At 62.6% G+C, this 15,603-nt stretch carries 11 protein-coding genes; 10 read left to right on the top strand and 1 reads right to left on the bottom strand.

Annotation, left to right across the window (positions count from 1 at the left end):
* Positions 1 to 16: 16 nt before the first annotated feature.
* On the bottom strand, positions 17 to 1,027 hold the full coding sequence (locus HWV67_RS12760; RefSeq protein WP_175651494.1) for a LacI family DNA-binding transcriptional regulator: 1,011 nt from the start codon (positions 1,025 to 1,027) through the stop codon (positions 17 to 19).
* Between the two features lie 153 nt (positions 1,028 to 1,180).
* Between HWV67_RS12760 and HWV67_RS12755 the strand changes: the two genes are divergently transcribed.
* The 10 genes from HWV67_RS12755 (at position 1,181) to HWV67_RS31690 (ending at position 15,578) form a co-directional block, all read left to right on the top strand.
* Positions 1,181 to 1,966, top strand: a complete 786-nt coding sequence (locus HWV67_RS12755; protein WP_175651493.1) for an AraC family transcriptional regulator — start codon at positions 1,181 to 1,183, stop codon at positions 1,964 to 1,966.
* An 89-nt stretch (positions 1,967 to 2,055) separates the two neighbouring features.
* On the top strand, positions 2,056 to 2,949 hold the full coding sequence (locus HWV67_RS12750) for an alpha/beta hydrolase (RefSeq protein WP_175651492.1): 894 nt from the start codon (positions 2,056 to 2,058) through the stop codon (positions 2,947 to 2,949).
* 252 nt (positions 2,950 to 3,201) lie between these two features.
* Complete coding sequence (gene kdgD, locus HWV67_RS12745; protein WP_175651491.1) at positions 3,202 to 4,113, top strand: 5-dehydro-4-deoxyglucarate dehydratase; 912 nt, start codon at positions 3,202 to 3,204, stop codon at positions 4,111 to 4,113.
* Positions 4,114 to 4,244: 131 nt separating this feature from the next.
* On the top strand, positions 4,245 to 5,798 hold the full coding sequence (gene garD, locus HWV67_RS12740) for a galactarate dehydratase (RefSeq protein ID WP_175651490.1): 1,554 nt from the start codon (positions 4,245 to 4,247) through the stop codon (positions 5,796 to 5,798).
* A 36-nt stretch (positions 5,799 to 5,834) separates the two neighbouring features.
* A complete protein-coding gene (locus tag HWV67_RS12735; RefSeq protein ID WP_175651939.1) occupies positions 5,835 to 7,418 on the top strand; it encodes an aldehyde dehydrogenase (NADP(+)) in 1,584 nt (527 codons plus the stop codon).
* 311 nt (positions 7,419 to 7,729) lie between these two features.
* On the top strand, positions 7,730 to 9,799 hold the full coding sequence (locus HWV67_RS12730) for a type VI secretion system Vgr family protein (protein WP_175651489.1): 2,070 nt from the start codon (positions 7,730 to 7,732) through the stop codon (positions 9,797 to 9,799).
* Positions 9,796 to 10,740: a hypothetical protein gene (locus tag HWV67_RS12725; protein ID WP_175651488.1), complete on the top strand. Its 945-nt coding sequence runs from the start codon at positions 9,796 to 9,798 to the stop codon at positions 10,738 to 10,740. The genes HWV67_RS12730 and HWV67_RS12725 overlap by 4 nt, the downstream gene beginning before the upstream one ends.
* Positions 10,737 to 13,925 carry a T6SS effector BTH_I2691 family protein gene (locus HWV67_RS12720; protein WP_175651487.1) on the top strand — a complete coding sequence of 1,063 codons (3,189 nt, stop codon included), beginning with the start codon at positions 10,737 to 10,739 and terminating at the stop codon, positions 13,923 to 13,925. Before HWV67_RS12725 ends, HWV67_RS12720 begins: the two co-directional genes overlap by 4 nt.
* Positions 13,912 to 14,676 (top strand): DUF6708 domain-containing protein, encoded by a 765-nt coding sequence (locus tag HWV67_RS32100; RefSeq protein ID WP_371929298.1) that lies wholly within the window; start codon positions 13,912 to 13,914, stop codon positions 14,674 to 14,676. The genes HWV67_RS12720 and HWV67_RS32100 overlap by 14 nt, the downstream gene beginning before the upstream one ends.
* Entirely contained in the window at positions 14,673 to 15,578 is a 906-nt protein-coding gene (locus tag HWV67_RS31690; protein WP_256680106.1) for a DUF6708 domain-containing protein, read from the top strand. The genes HWV67_RS32100 and HWV67_RS31690 overlap by 4 nt, the downstream gene beginning before the upstream one ends.
* The last annotated feature ends 25 nt before the right edge of the window (positions 15,579 to 15,603 follow it).

The following is a 15,603-nucleotide window of genomic DNA, read 5'->3' as shown; positions in this document are numbered from 1 at the left end:
GAGAAAATGAGAATAATTATTGACTGAGTGCTGGCGCGGCGGTGGAGGTCCGCACGATCAGCTCGGCCGACATGTCTACCCTGCGCTTGCGCGCGGCAGTACCGGCCAGGATGGTGCGCAGCGATTCCACCGCGGCCTTGGCCTGCGCCTCGGTGTCCTGCTTGAGCGTGGTCAGGGAAAACAGGGCATTGGCTGCGTCGGGAATATCGTCGAAACCCACCACCGACACATCGCTCGGCACCGACAGCCCCATGCCCTTGAGCCGGTCGAGCACGCCCAGCGCGATGAAGTCGTTGGACGCGAAAATCGCCGTGGGCGGAGTCTGACTGGCGAACAGCGCATCCACCCCTGCCCTGCCGAAAGCGGCATTGTGCTTGCCGCGAATCAGCACCGGCTCAAGGCCGGCTTCGCGCATGAAACGGCTGTAGGCGTTGGCCCGTTCTTTCGAAGACGGCTCGCGGCCACCGGCCAGGTGCGCGATACGCCGATGGCCCAGGCCATACAGGTGTTCCATGGCAAGGCGGACGCCGCTGTCATCATCCACGGCAATCGAAATGACCTCGGGATGCGCCACCCGCTTGCTGCCGATGAACACGCACGGCAACTTGTCGGCGATTTCGCCGATCACCTTGGGATGATGGGCCGAACCCAGCAGGATAATGCCCGCCGCTCGCAGGCTGAGCAGCCGCTCGACTTCCTGCAAGGCGGCACCGTCGTCCACCGAGCGCAGCGAGGTGATCGCGTCGAAACCGGCGGCCAGCAAATGCCGGTCCACCGCCTGGGCCAACTGGATGTGAAAGGGATTGTTCGGGTCGCCGATGATCAGGCCGACAATCGACGAACGCGACTCCGCCAGGCTGCGCGCCGCAAGGTTGGGCCGGTAATTCAGGTGGGCGGCGATGGCATCGATGCGTTCGCGGGTTTCCGGACGCACCCCGGGATCGCCTCGCAGGGCACGGGAGACCTGGGCACGGGACATCCCGGCGGCCTTGGCAACGTCATCCAGGGTGGTGAAGGGTTTGGCCATTTTTCTCGACGACTCCCGCGCAAAGCCCCTGGCACCGCGGGGCGGCGGGAGGATAGCACAGCAGGCCGCGGCGTCCGCCGTCAGCGCCTGAGCATCCGGTCAGGTTCGGCAAGCCTGTACTCCTGCAGATCAGCCCGGATAAGGTATTCGCCCATGACCGATACCGACACGAAACACATCCCCGTTTTCAAAGAGACGGCCGAGATTCTCAGCGTTACTGCCCGGGTCTACGCGGATGGACAACGGCTGCCCGAGCACTGGCACGAAGGCGCCCAGCTCATCTACGCCAGCGAAGGTGTCATGGAGCTGACGTGCGCTCGCGGGTTCTGGGTGATCTCACCGAATCAGGCCCTGTGGATGCCCGCTGGCCTGCCCCACAGCCTCAAGGCGCGGGGAACGGTGCGCTTGCGCACGGTCTACTTGAAGACCGAGGCGCTGAACGCGCGACTGCCGGAAACACCGCAAAGCCTGATGGTCAGGCCGCTGCTGCGTGAGCTGGTGCTGCGTGCCGAGAACGTAACGTCGGCGTCGCCACCGGACAGCCGGGAAACGCACCTGATGCATCTGCTGGTGGATGAAATTCGTCTGGCCCATGAAGTGCCGCTACGGCTGCCCATGCCCAAAGACGCAAGGCTGCAGAGGGTGTGCCTCGCGCTTCTGCAAGCCCCCGGTGACGCTCGAAGCCTGGAGGACTGGGGGCATTGGGTCGGCGCATCGAGCAGAACCCTTGCCCGCCTGTTTCAGGCGGAATTGCGTTTGTCCTTCATGCTGTGGCGACAGCAAGCGAGGATATTCGCGGCCATCCCGATGCTGGACCAAGGGCTTTCCATCTCGCGGATTGCCGCCGATTTGGGCTACGAGTCCGCCGGCTCATTTTCCACCGCATTCCGTCGCCTGATGGGCGTCGCACCGCGTGAGTACCGCGGGCGATCTGGCTGACGCGCCAAGCAATCTGTCTGGCTGGCGAACATGTACTGCGCCTTTGCTGATTAGGATTTCCCTGGCTCGATAACCTTCAGGAGATAGCCATGGTTTCCTTTGTCCGCGAAACCCATCGCATCAATGCCAACGGCGTAGCGCTTGATGGATGGTTGTATGTGCCCCAGGCGCAGGGCCCCTTTCCAGCCATCGTCATGAGTCATGGTTTTGCCGCCGTCAAAGAGCTGTACATCGACACCTTCGCCGAGGCGTTTGCCCTGGCCGGTTTCGTGGTGGTGCTGTATGACCACCGAAACTTCGGCAAGAGCGGCGGCGAGGTTCGTGGAGAAATCATCCCGTCCGAGCAAGTGGACGACATGCGTGAGGTGGTGACCTGGCTTTCGCTGCGACCCGAGGTGAACGCCGAGCGAATTGGCGTGTGGGGATCGAGTTTCAGCGGAGGGCATGCGATCACCCTCGGTGCGCTGGATCGCCGAATTCGCTGTGTCGTTTCCCAGGTCCCGACAATCAGCGGCTATCAGAACCTGCTCCGCCGCGCGGGCGTTCATATTCACAGCGTACTGGAAGGTTTCCAGAAAGACCGGGCCGCCCGCTATCGCGGAGAGCAGCCCGGCTACCGTCGTGTGATCGCCCAGGACGGTGAACCTGGCATCTTCTCCAGCGATGGCGCGGAAGCGTTTTTCAGTGCGGCCTGGACATTGGCCGAAGGCTGGCAGAATCGGGTCACGGTGCGGTCCAGTGAGAAAGCCAGCGAGTATGAGCCGGGACTGCTGATAGAGCGTGTCAGTCCAACCCCTCTGCTGATGCTGGTGGCGGAAAAGGACACCGTCACGCCCACCGACCTGGCGCTGGCCGCCTACGGTCGCGCACTGGAACCCAAGCGGCTGTGCATGCTTGCGGATGCTCATTTCGATCCCTATGTGAAGCATGCGCCGCTGGCGAAGCGGGAAGCGCTGGACTGGTTCGTGCGGTTTCTGGGTTGAAGAATCGGGCCTGCAACGCGGGCCCAAGCATTACCGCCGCACAGAAACGTCATTTGTCATACGACAACATCACTCCTCTACAACCCGCCACAAACAGCTCTAGCACTGGTCTTAGCGCCGATAATCCTTAGCTACCCCTCTCTTCCCCCCAGAAAAATTCCTGATGCAGCCCTAGTCATCCGCCTAGTTGTACGATAACGTAAGACAACAGTTCAGCCACACCCCACTCATCCGACCCAAGGTTTTCAAACAATGACGCCACAAGAATTGAAATCCGTCCTGTCCCACGGACTGCTGTCTTTCCCGGTCACCGACTTCGACGCCCAGGGCGACTTCCACCGCGCCGGCTACATCAAGCGTCTGGAATGGCTGGCCCCGTACGGCGCCAGCGCGCTGTTCGCCGCAGGCGGCACCGGTGAGTTCTTCTCCCTGGCCGCCAGTGAATACAGCGAAGTGATCAAGACTGCGGTAGACACCTGCGCAGGCTCGGTGCCGATCCTCGCCGGTGTCGGCGGCTCGACCCGCCAGGCCATCGAATACGCTCAGGAAGCCGAGCGCCTCGGCGCAAAGGGCCTGCTGCTGCTGCCGCACTACCTGACCGAAGCCAGCCAGGACGGCGTCGCCGACCATGTCGAAGCGGTGTGCAAGTCGGTGAACATCGGCGTGGTGGTCTACAACCGCAATGTCTGCCGCCTCAACGCCAGCCACCTGGAACGCCTGGCCGAGCGCTGCCCGAACCTGATCGGCTACAAGGATGGCCTGGGCGATATCGAGCTGATGGTGTCGATCCGTCGCCGTCTGGGCGATCGCTTCAGCTACCTCGGCGGCCTGCCAACCGCCGAAGTCTATGCCGCGGCCTACAAGGCCCTGGGCGTGCCGGTGTATTCCTCGGCGGTGTTCAACTTCGTGCCGAAGACCGCGATGGACTTCTACCACGCCGTCGCCCGTGACGATCACGCCGCCGTCGGCAAGCTGATCGACGACTTCTTCCTGCCGTACCTGGACATCCGTAACCGCAAGTCCGGCTACGCGGTGAGCATCGTCAAGGCCGGCGCGCGCATCGCCGGCTACGACGCAGGCCCGGTGCGCACGCCACTGACCGACCTGACCGGCGAAGAGTACGAAATGCTCGCCGCGCTGATGCACAAGCAAGGCGCTCAGTAAGGGTTTGCCGCCCGGCCGCGCCTGCGTGCGCGAGCCGGCGGCACAGGCATTGTCCGCGGGCTGCCGCGCGTCACGTCAGGACGCGCCGCGGCCCGAACCCGCCGGCTGACAATAACGACAAGGGCCAACCCATGCAGTTGATCGAACATTCCGACTCACCGCGCTATGTCCGCCTGCACGCCGACGACAATGTCGTGGTGGTGGTCAACGACCAGGGCCTCGCGACCGGCAGCCGCTTCAGCGACGGTCTGACCCTGGTGGAAAACGTGCCGCAAAGCCACAAGGTCGCGCTCACCGATATCGCCTGCGGCGAGGCAGTCCGGCGCTACGGCCAGGTCATCGGCAACGCCCTGGAGGATTTGCCCCGCGGCAGTTGGGTGCGGGAAACCCAGTTGGCCATGCCCGAGGCGCCGCCGCTGGACAGCCTGCCAATGGCCGATGCCATCCCCACGCCGCTACCGCCCCTCAACGGCTACAGCTTCGAGGGCTACCGCAACGCCGACGGCACCGTGGGCACGCGCAATATCCTCGGCATCACCACCACCGTGCAGTGCGTGGCCGGGGTGCTGGAACATGCGGTGGCGCGCATCCGCGCCGAACTGCTGCCGCGCTATCCCCATGTCGACGACGTGGTCGCCCTGACCCACAGCTACGGCTGCGGCGTGGCGATCAACGCTCGCGATGCCTATATCCCGATCCGCACCGTGCGCAACCTGGCGCGCAACCCCAACCTCGGCGGCGAAGCACTGGTCATCAGCCTCGGCTGTGAAAAGCTCCAGGCCGATCAGGTGATGCACGAGAACGACGCCTCGGTGGACCTGCGCGCCCCCTGGCTGTATCGCCTGCAGGACGCACAACTGGGCTTCGTCGAGATGATCGAACAGATCATGGCCCTGGCCGAAGCCCGCCTGGCGAAACTCGACCGGCGCCGACGCGAAACTGTCCCCGCCAGCGAACTGATCCTCGGCATGCAGTGCGGCGGCAGCGACGCCTTTTCCGGCATTACCGCCAACCCGGTGCTGGGTTTTGCCAGCGACCTGCTGGTCCGCGCCGGGGCCACGGTGATGTTCTCGGAAGTGACCGAGGTGCGCGACGCGATCTACATGCTCACCTCACGCGCCAGCACTCCGGCCGTGGCCGAAGCGCTGGTGCGGGAGATGGACTGGTACGACCACTACCTGCAACGCGGCGCCGCCGACCGCAGCGCCAACACCACGCCGGGCAACAAGAAAGGCGGGTTGTCGAACATCGTCGAGAAGTCCCTGGGTTCCATCGTCAAATCCGGCAGCAGTGCCATCAGCGGCGTCATCGGCCCCGGCGAACGGGTCACCGGCAAAGGCCTGGTGTTCTGCGCCACGCCGGCCAGCGACTTCATTTGCGGCACCCTGCAACTGGCCGCCGGCATGAACCTGCACGTGTTCACCACCGGTCGCGGCACGCCCTATGGCCTGGCAATGGCGCCAGTGGTGAAAGTCTCGACCCGCAGCGAACTGGCGCAGCGCTGGCCGGACCTGATCGACCTCGACGCCGGGCGTATCGCCAGCGGCCAGGCGAGCATCGAGTCGCTGGGCTGGGAACTGTTCCGCTACTACCTCGATGTCGCCAGCGGCCGCCAGCGCACCTGGGCCGAGCAACACCGCCTGCACAACCACATCACCCTTTTCAACCCGGCACCGGTCACCTGAATCGGTGCCTGTCCTCATCCTTCCTGGAGATCCATGATGCCCAGCGTTCTCGGTCACAACTTCATCGGCGGCAGCCGCAGCGCCGCCGGCAACGTCACCTTGCACAGCGTCGATGCCACCACAGGCGAAGCCCTGCCCTACAGCTTCCACCAGGCCACTCCAGCGGAAGTGGATGCAGCGGTCGAGGCGGCTGAGGCGGCCTTCGCCGAGTTTCGTCAATTGAGCCCGGAACGGCGTGCGCTGTTCCTCGACGCCATCGCCGAAGAACTGGACCTGCTGGATGACGATTTCGTCGCCCTGGTCTGCCGCGAAACCGCCCTGCCCGCCGGCCGTATCCAGGGCGAGCGCGGCCGCACCAGCGGCCAGATGCGCCTGTTCGCCCAGGTGCTGCGCCGCGGTGATTTCCTCGGTGCGCGCATCGACCTGCCGCTGCCGCAACGCACACCGCTGCCGCGGGTGGATATTCGCCAGATGCGCATCGGCGTCGGCCCGGTGGCGGTGTTCGGCGCCAGCAACTTCCCGCTGGCCTTCTCCACCGCCGGCGGGGATACCGCCGCCGCCCTTGCTGCCGGCTGCCCGGTAGTGTTCAAGGCCCACAGCGGCCACATGGCCACCGCCGATCTGGTGGGCTGCGCCATCATCCGCGCCGCCGAGCGCAGTGGCATGCCCAAGGGCGTGTTCAACATGATTTTTGGCGCTGGCGTTGGCGAGCAACTGGTGCGTCATCCGGGCATCCAGGCGGTCGGCTTCACCGGTTCGCTGTACGGTGGCAACGCCCTGTGCAAGATGGCCGCCGAGCGCCCGCAGCCAATCCCGGTATTCGCCGAGATGAGCAGCATCAATCCGGTGATCGTCCTGCCCGAAGCACTGGCCGTGCGCGGCGAAACCATCGCCTGCGAGCTGAGTGCGTCGGTGGTGCTGGGGTGCGGTCAGTTCTGCACCAACCCCGGGCTGGTGATCGGTGTCAGCTCGCTGGCGTTCAGCGCCTTCGTCGAACAGTTGCAGGAACAGATGGCCGACCAGGCGCCACAAACCATGCTCAATGCCGGCGGCCTGCGCAGCTACGCCAAGGGCCTGGAACACCTGCACGAGCACCCGCGCGTCAGCCACCTGGCCGGCCAGCCACAACACGGCAACCAGGCCCGGCCGCAACTGTTCAAGGCGGATGTGTCGCTGCTGCTCGAAGGCGATGAGTTGTTGCAGGAAGAGGTGTTCGGTCCGGCCACCATCGTTATCGAGGCGGCGGATGATGCGCAGTTGCTTGAGGCCTTGCGTGGCTTGCGCGGTCAGTTGACCGCGACATTGATCGGCGAGCCGGAGGATCTGCAGGCGTATCAGCGCCTCATGCCGCTGCTGGAGCAGAAGGTCGGGCGGATTCTGGTGAATGGCTATCCGACCGGTGTCGAGGTGTGCGATGCCATGGTGCATGGCGGGCCGTATCCGGCGACGTCGGATGCGCGCGGCACGTCGGTGGGCACGTTGGCCATCGACCGGTTCCTGCGTCCGGTGTGCTACCAGAATTATCCACAGGCCCTGCTGCCGGCGGCGCTGCGGGACAGCAATCCGCTAGGGATTCGGCGGTTGGTGAATGGAGAGTGGTCTGACGGCGGGATTGGCTGAGTTTCAGTTTTTTGGAGCCGGAGGGCTGGTTGATCGAACGGGTTTCGACAGTAGTTTGAGCACTAGCGTCCCCCGGCTGATCCGCTACGCAGCTCGCTTTTCCAAAGCGCAGCTATTTCATTCATTCAGTTGGGATTTTTCCTATATACCCGCCGCTGACCGGCATTCAGGATTTCTGCGGAATTCATTCCTCAGGCAATCCCCTGCGGTCAGCGGCCAGCACGTACCTGGCTGGCGCCCTGGTGGATACCTGTCCATATGCGCCCCCACGCTGAATCTGGCGTTGGGGGCGCAGTTGCAGGGAGCACTGCATGCCCGCCCAATCCGACCTGCGCTTCACCTTCACCGCCGGCGCCGATGATTTCGAAGTCGTCGAGTTCCACCTCACTGAAGGCCTGTCCGAGACCTTCCGCCTCGAAGTCGACCTGAGCTGCACCAATTCCGCTGTCGATTTTGGCCAGGTCCTTGATCGACCGGCTTTGCTCACCCTCTGGCAAGGCGGCCAGCCCGTGCGCTATGTGCACGGCTCAGTCAGCTCGTTCCAGCAAGGCGAGACCGGCTTTCGCCGCCCCCGCTATCGCGCCATCGTCGAACCGCGCCTGGCCCGCCTGCGACTGGCTTCGGACTGGCGCATTTTCCAGACCCTTACCGTGCCTGATATCGCCACCGCGATGCTCAAGAAACACGCCCTTGCTCTGGACTATGAACAACGCATCACCAACACCCATGAAACGCGGGAATACTGCGTGCAGGCGGGTGACACCGACTATCACTTCGTCGAACGCATCATGCGCGAAGAAGGTTTTTTCTACGGCTTCCTGCACAGCGCCGAAGGCCACCGTCTGGTCCATTGCGACCGCCTGTGGATCTTCGGCAAGCAGCCCGGCCTGCCGGTGGAATACAACCCCAAGCCTGGCGGCGATCGTCCGGGCCCGGCACTGCACAACTTCACCTACACCGAAAACGTGCGCAGCGCCCGCCAGACACAGCGCGACTACAGCTTCAAGAACCCGCTCTACAACCAGCAGACCCGCCGCGAAGCCACCGACCTGGAACACCAGGCCAAGAGCTACGAGCGTTACGACTATCCCGGCCGCTACAAAGGCGAATCGGGCGAAGCCTTCACCCGCGACCGCCTGCTTGGACTGCGCGGCGATGCTTGTCAGGTCATCGCCGAGGGTGACGACGCACGGCTGGTGCCGGGCATCTATTTCGACCTCATCGGCCACCCTCGCGAAGACCTGAACCGCGGCTGGCGCCCAATCCGCCTGGAGCACCACGGCAAGCAATACGTCAGCCAGGGCGAGGACAGCGCTGACGCCAGCCAAGGCACCCACTACAACTGCACCGCCACCTTGGTGCCGGACGACGCCGAATGGCGCGCCGAGGCATTGCCCAAACCGCGCATCGACGGGCCGCAGCCGGCGAAAGTCGTTGGTCCGCCCGGAGAGGAAATCTACTGCGACGAATTCGGTCGGGTGAAGGTGCAGTTCCCGTGGGACCGCGAGGGTAACGAGGACGAACACAGCTCCTGCTGGATCCGTGTGTCGCAGAACATCGCCGGCGCGCTCTGGGGCCATATGGCGATTCCGCGTATTGGTCAGGAAGTGATCGTCAGCAACTTCGACGGCGACCCGGACCAACCGGTTATCACCGGCCGGGGCTTCAATGCCCTGCAGCGTCCGCCCTACGAACTGCCGAAGCACAAGACCCGCATGACCCTGAAGAGCCAGACCCACAAGGGTAATGGCTTCAACGAGCTGCGCTTCGAGGATGAGGCCGGGCAGGAAGAGGTGTTCATCCATGCGCAGAAGGACCAGAACAACATCGTCAAGAATGACGAAACCACCTTCGTCGGCCATGACCGCAGCGAGCAGGTTGAAAACGACGAAACCCTGACCATCGGCCACGACCGCAAGGACACCGTGGGCAATCACGAGCAGGTGGTCATCGGCGTGAACCGGCGGCATCAGATCGGCCAGGACGACGAACTGAGCATTGGCCGCCATCACACCATCACCACCGCCCAGGACCGTACCGAACAGGTTGGCAATGACCGCCATGACACCACGACCGCCAACCAGCGGATGGAGATCGGCGGGCATCTGGACCAGCAGGTGCAAGGGGACGTCACGGTGAAGGCCGGCCAGAGCATTACGCACCACACCCAGGTGTATGAAATCCACGCTGCCGACGCCTTTGTCATCAAGGGCCCCGGCGGCACGCTGCGTATCGACAGTACGGGCATCACGCTGGATGGCATCGCGCTCACGCTCAACGGGCCGGCGACCAAGACAAGCGGTGGAGGCGGTAACAGCCTGACGCTCGACAGCCAGGTCCTGACAGCGCAGCAAGCCGATTGCGTGGGGAAAAACAGATGACCGCCGAACCCGTCACGCATTTTGCCGAGCACTACCGTGCGCCTGAGGATTACCTCTACTTGCTGGTGGATGGACTGGCTGACTGTGCGCTGGACCATCCTCTCAGCGTACCGTCCTTGAGCCGTTCTGTGGGCGACGCCGCCATCACGCGCGTACTGCGGCCAGACCTGTCCCACACACCCGAGGCGTGTCCTGCCCTGATCCAACTGGCGAAGCCAGGCGAATCGCCGGCACTGCACTATCTCGAACTTAGTGCCGATTACTCCTCCCGGGACCTCGGCTATCACAAGCGCTATATCTGCGGCTGGCTCCTCAGTCCCCAGCCACTCGATGTCATCGCCGCGCACATCGCAGCCCGATGCCACACCACGGCACCGGGCGACGAACAGTGTTCGGCTTGGTTCGAGCCGCTGAGACTGGAGTTGCTATTGGGCTCTATGGGTACCGCGGTAGGCGACCTGCTGAACCCGATCAGGATCTGGCTGTGTCCCACCAGTTGGAAAGGTTACTTACTTGTGCATGGCACAACCTATCCGATCGATCCTGTGCTGCCTCTGTCCGCTCGGGACACCCAGCGAATGGCGCCTGTGGTCAGCGAATTCCTGGATGCCTGGCGCCATACGCTGAAACTTCCTGTCGGCTTCGCCCCGTGGCGCTGGAAAGGCGCTTCCATCCTGCCGCCCCAGGCCGGCATCCACGCCTTTCGCCTGGTCCGCGAGGCCTACAGATTGGGGCTCGATAATAGCCGCGACATCATCGCTCTCTGCTTGCATCAGGTGTTTATCCACCCCCATCTGCCCCAACACCCGGACATCCAGCAACTCATCGCCCAAGCGCGGGCAGGCGCCGTCGACCTGCAAAGCCACTTCGCCAGCCACTACAGCGAAGCCAAATGGAAGCGCATCACTGCCGACCTCCCCCATGCGAAGGACTACTCATGACTTTCAGCTTCAGCGAAGCCGCCGATATCGCCACCAACGAAGCGTGCCCGGTCCCCACCGGCATCTGCAGCACCTGTCAGCGTAGCGGCCTGCCCATCCTGCCCCTGCGTGCTGCCTATGCCCCGGAACCGTGGTACACCCAGGCGCTGCCGCTGAACCGCGGTTCCGAGGTCAAAGCCGTACGCCTGCGGGCCGACCAGCCGCGCACCCTGCGTAGCGGTTATCTCTATGTGATGCTCGACAATAGGGAGTGGCAGGCCTACGAGATCTCCCCCGAGGGCGCGCTGCGTCAGTTTCGGCCCTACCAGGTCCCTCGCGAAGAGCCCCGGTCCTTGTGCGAAATCTGTATTCAACAGGATCACGATATTCCCGCGTCGTTCATCAACATCAAAACCGACAAATACTCCACCGCCTGGCTGGCGCTCGCCAACGACCCCTGGCCCGAGAGTGTGCTGAATAGCTACCTGCGCGGTGGCGTGGTCGATGGCATGGCGCTGGAGGACCGCTTCTACAAACTCGACCTCAAGACCGCCCGCAACGACCCTGCCAGCATCGGTATCGCCATGACCGAAGCCGACCTGCAGATGCATCAGGTACTCGAATACGCCCAGCCCATGGCGGGCGATTTTCACAGCGTGCACGGCTTCTACCCGCGCAATCACCGACTGCGAGCCCTGGCCGGGCATGTACGCGCCGTGACCCAGGAATACAAATTGGCCAAAGGGGTGCTCGCTCTGGTCCTGCCCGACCCTGTCGGCGTGGTGCAGGAACTCAACGCCCAGCGCCTGTTCCGCTACCAGGCCATGCAGGAGTGGTGCGCCGAACCGCAGCGACGTTTCGAGCACTTCACCTCCCTGGCCTTGCTCGGCATCCGCCAGTTGCAGGTCAGCAGGGCCGAGGCCAGGGCGATCAAGGAGGCCAATGAGGCCGTTGAGAGTCGGCGTAACTACAACGCGAGGCCCCAGAGCTACAGGTCGCCCCTGCCGAGTCTCGATCTTGAAAAGGAGAAACAACGCAGAATTTCCGAGGAACAGACTGATGCCCGCGAACGGCTCGACGAACGCTACAACGAAAAAGCCCGCAAGGCCTTCGAGGACAGCTACAACAAGACACTGGCGGCCTGGCAAAGAATCGTCGACGACGTCGCCGAACCCTATGTAAGCCAGCACGGCAGTGCGGCGTTCCAGTTGGCGGCCCGTCACGACTACAGCATCACGAACAGTGACTCGACCGAGGCCTTTATCCGCATGTTGGCAATGTGCCAGGCCGGTGGTCCGACCGAGCGCATTGCTACCGGCGTGTCAGGTGCCACCCAGAGCCTGTGGAAGCAACAACTGGAGAATCCAGGCAGCTTGCTTTACAGGGCCCTGCTGACCGAAGACAGGAAACCTTTGCAACAATTCGCCCACGACCTGGCCGGAGACGAGCAGACCCGGGCCTTCCATGGTGGCAAGACCTTGATCGGCGCCATGGAAGGCGACAAGGCCTTGGGCATGTCGACGAAGGCCGCCGTCAGCCAACTGCTCGGGGCTGCCGCCACTGCCAGCAATGCCCTGGGGGAGCTGTTATCAGGGCAGGCCAGGGCGCTGTTGACCCATCTGCACCAGGAAGCCTGGCTGCACTACCACGGTGTCGCGCTTACCCGGATCACCGTGTCCCTCAAGGTGGGCGAGTACCTGACGCTGCTCAACGAAGCGCTTTACGAGGGCACCGAGCGCTATATCGCGCAGCTCGACAAGCAATTTCGCAAACCGGCCGAGCGCAAGGTGCGCGCCATGTTGCTGAGCAACTACTTTGCACCGGCACTGGCCAGCAATCACGCCAAGCTGATCGATATCGTCGTATGGACGAAGGAAAACACTGAGGACCTCAAGGCCCGGCTGGACAAGCTGCGGGTCGGTCTCGGCGACGGCGTCGACAGTGCCCTGCGTAGCGTGAGCATCGATGGCTCCGCTCTGAAGGGCGGCATGCAGGACTTCGCCCGCCACCTGAGCGTCAATGCCGAGGCTGCCCGCCTGCTGGCCGGAGACGCCATGCGCAACATGCGCAACACCGTGACACTCGGCGGGACCGGGGGCGTCAATCTGGGGCTGGCCCTGGGTAGCCTGTATTTCCAGCAGGACGCCCTGCGCAGAAGCTACCAGAACATGCTCAAGACGATAGGCGACGAGCATGACGAGGCGGTGGCTGCGGTCATGTCGGCGTCGGTTGGAGTAATGGGGGCGAGTGTCGAAATCGTCGGTGGAACCATCCAGTTGTTGCGGCCTGATTTGGAGGTATTGATTACCTCCGCTGGGAGGGTGCAACCGGTTGGATTGGGATCGCGGATTCTGCAGTTTGGCGGGGCGATTGTGTCGGTGGCGAGTGTGATGGAGGGGTTGCAGTATGCGTTGGCGGCGGGGCGTGCACATAGGATTGGTGATAAAAGCGCCGCCACTGCTTACGGCGGGGCAGCGGGCATAGCGGGCCTTTCAGCTCTGGCGGGAGTTATAGGCTCAGTGGCGTCGACAACAGTATTACTTATCCCGCTCGCGATCGCCGTATTACTAGGTTTTGTTGCGTATGGATTTGCGGTGTGGGCGAAAGGGCTGGAGTCGCAACCACTGGAATTGTGGGCGCGATACTCACGCTGGGGGTTGCCGGTGGAGCACCGTCGCTGGAGGGATTCGCACGATATGGATACGGCGATTGGCGCCTTGAACGCTGCACTGCTGGGTCTGGCTGCAGACCTTGACGTTACTCACCGTGCCGACAGACAGGGCAGCAAAGTAGTAGGGGTCGCTGGAAACATCGAGTACGCGCTCGTTCTACCAGGGTATGACCCTGTCGCGTCATCCTATGAATGGGCGTTGTGGGCCTACCGTCCAGGCGTAGTACCAGGAGCGATTATCGCAGCCGGGCGCACTGGCGATGCGAATAGTCCTTTGCCGGCCCCGGTTTCTTGGAAGCAATCGGGTTCCGAGCCTGATACTACGGCTCCAGCCATTGATTACGATGCAGAGTCAAAATCGCTCGAGATCAAAGGCTGTATTGCCTTCCAGGGTGCTCCTGATTTTCATGCTTTGGTGCTTGAGGTGTCCTACTGGCCCGACAAGAGTGATGAATCGGGTATGGCCCGGCTTATCGTAAGGGAAGACAAGATTTCTGGATGGCGGTGGTGGGCAGCTTCGTATGAAAAGTCCTAAGCTCGTTCCGCCCTGTTCTGGCTGGCAAGAGGATTTGCCAGATCCTGACGAGCCATTGGTCATAATTCCGGCGCTTGGGTTCGACACACCCAATCATCAAGATGATGTCTTTTTAGAACTGCCGCGTGCCTCGGCGCTCGCAAGGGGCTGGATAATCTGGTCCGTACCGGTTATGTGCATTTATCTGGTCGTGTATTCGCGATTTTTCTTTCCCGTTGAGCGGGCTGTAAGTGTTGAGGTGTGGGTGATATTTATTTCCACTGTCCTCATGGTGATCTGGGCGATCCCGATATGTTGGAGATTTGATGTATCGCCTCCCCGCGATATGCCCCTCCGCTTCAACCGCCCCCGCCAACGCCTCTACGCCTACAACTTCAACTACCGCTGGTGGAACCCGTTCGAACGCTGGCGAGTGGAGCCGGTGGCCTACGACTGGTCACAGGTCCGCGCCGAGCGCTGGCTGAAGCGCGGTGCAACTTCGCATGGGGTCGTCATCAAGGGCGGCGTGGTGCTCTCCATCGTCAAGCCGGGCACTAACGAGGTTATCGACCGCTTCCCCCTCACCACCATGGGCGCCGACGCCCACGCCTGGGCCTATATTTGCACCTACATGCAACAAGGCCCCGACGCACTGCTGCCACCTGGCCCGCCGAAAGACCACAACGATGTGGGCTTCAACATCGCGCTACTGTTGGCGCCCAAGGTCAAGTGGCCCGTCGATATGGACCAGGAATCGAGGACGGCGCCATGAGTGATGTGTCGATGGAGTTCGAGGTTCTCGATGCTCAAACTATCAAGCTCGAAGTGCCTTATTGGCCGGACAGACACGATGAGTCCGGCGATCGTGAAGGAAGGCAAGATTTCTGGGGGCGCGAAGTAGTGAGTCGTACAAAAAGACTGCGACTCGCTCCCTCTTGTTCCGGATGGCAAGAAGATCTGCCACATCCCGATGAAGTGCCGATCGTAATGCCGGCTCTTGGATTCGATACGCCCAACCATCAGGATGATATCTATCTGGAATTACCGCGTGCCTCAGCACTTATCAGAGGATGGGTGATTTGGTTCGTACCATTATCGCTGGCCTTTCTTGCCATGTTGTTGTGGGACTATCTGCCGGCTATGCAGGCAATTCGCTTTGAGTTGCATTTAATGGTTATCGCCACTTTGATAGTTGGTATCTGGTCTATCTGTATCTTCTGGAAGTTCGATGTAGCACCTCCCCGCGATCAGCCCCTCCGCTTCAACCGAGCCCGCCAACGCCTTTACGCCTACAACTTCAACTACCGCTGGTGGAACCCCTTCGAACGCTGGCGAGTGGAGCCGGTGGCCTACGACTGGTCACAGGTCCGAGCCGAACGCTGGTTGAAACGCGGCGCGACTTCGCATGGGGTCGTCATCAAGGGCGGTGTGGTGCTCTCCATCGTCAGACCGGGCACTAACGAGGTCATCGACCGCTTCCCCCTCACCACCATGGGCGCCGACGCCCACGCTTGGGCTTATATCTGCACCTACATGCAGCAAGGCCCCGACGCACTTCCGCCACCTGGCTCACCGAAAGACCACGACGATGTGGGCTTCAATATCGCATTACTGCTGGCCCCCAAGGTCAAGTGGCCCGCCGATATGGACCGGGAATCGAGGACGGCGCCTTGAGTGATATGTCGATGGAGTTCGAGGT

The sequence above is a fragment of the Pseudomonas sp. Marseille-P9899 genome (assembly GCF_903166565.1).
Lineage (GTDB): Bacteria > Pseudomonadota > Gammaproteobacteria > Pseudomonadales > Pseudomonadaceae > Aquipseudomonas > Aquipseudomonas huaxiensis.
Note: the sequence above shows the minus strand (reverse complement) of the source record. Positions and strands in the feature narration are given on the sequence as shown.

Bases quoted from the DNA above. Each gene is read 5' to 3' on its own strand.
- HWV67_RS12760 (WP_175651494.1), bottom strand. From the start codon at position 1,027: ATGGCCAAACCCTTCACCACCCTGGATGACGTTGCCAAGGCCGCCGGG.
- HWV67_RS12755 (WP_175651493.1), top strand. From the start codon at position 1,181: ATGACCGATACCGACACGAAACACATCCCCGTTTTCAAAGAGACGGCC.
- HWV67_RS12750 (WP_175651492.1), top strand. From the start codon at position 2,056: ATGGTTTCCTTTGTCCGCGAAACCCATCGCATCAATGCCAACGGCGTA.
- kdgD (WP_175651491.1), top strand. From the start codon at position 3,202: ATGACGCCACAAGAATTGAAATCCGTCCTGTCCCACGGACTGCTGTCT.
- garD (WP_175651490.1), top strand. From the start codon at position 4,245: ATGCAGTTGATCGAACATTCCGACTCACCGCGCTATGTCCGCCTGCAC.
- HWV67_RS12735 (WP_175651939.1), top strand. From the start codon at position 5,835: ATGCCCAGCGTTCTCGGTCACAACTTCATCGGCGGCAGCCGCAGCGCC.
- HWV67_RS12730 (WP_175651489.1), top strand. From the start codon at position 7,730: ATGCCCGCCCAATCCGACCTGCGCTTCACCTTCACCGCCGGCGCCGAT.
- HWV67_RS12725 (WP_175651488.1), top strand. From the start codon at position 9,796: ATGACCGCCGAACCCGTCACGCATTTTGCCGAGCACTACCGTGCGCCT.
- HWV67_RS12720 (WP_175651487.1), top strand. From the start codon at position 10,737: ATGACTTTCAGCTTCAGCGAAGCCGCCGATATCGCCACCAACGAAGCG.
- HWV67_RS32100 (WP_371929298.1), top strand. From the start codon at position 13,912: ATGAAAAGTCCTAAGCTCGTTCCGCCCTGTTCTGGCTGGCAAGAGGAT.
- HWV67_RS31690 (WP_256680106.1), top strand. From the start codon at position 14,673: ATGAGTGATGTGTCGATGGAGTTCGAGGTTCTCGATGCTCAAACTATC.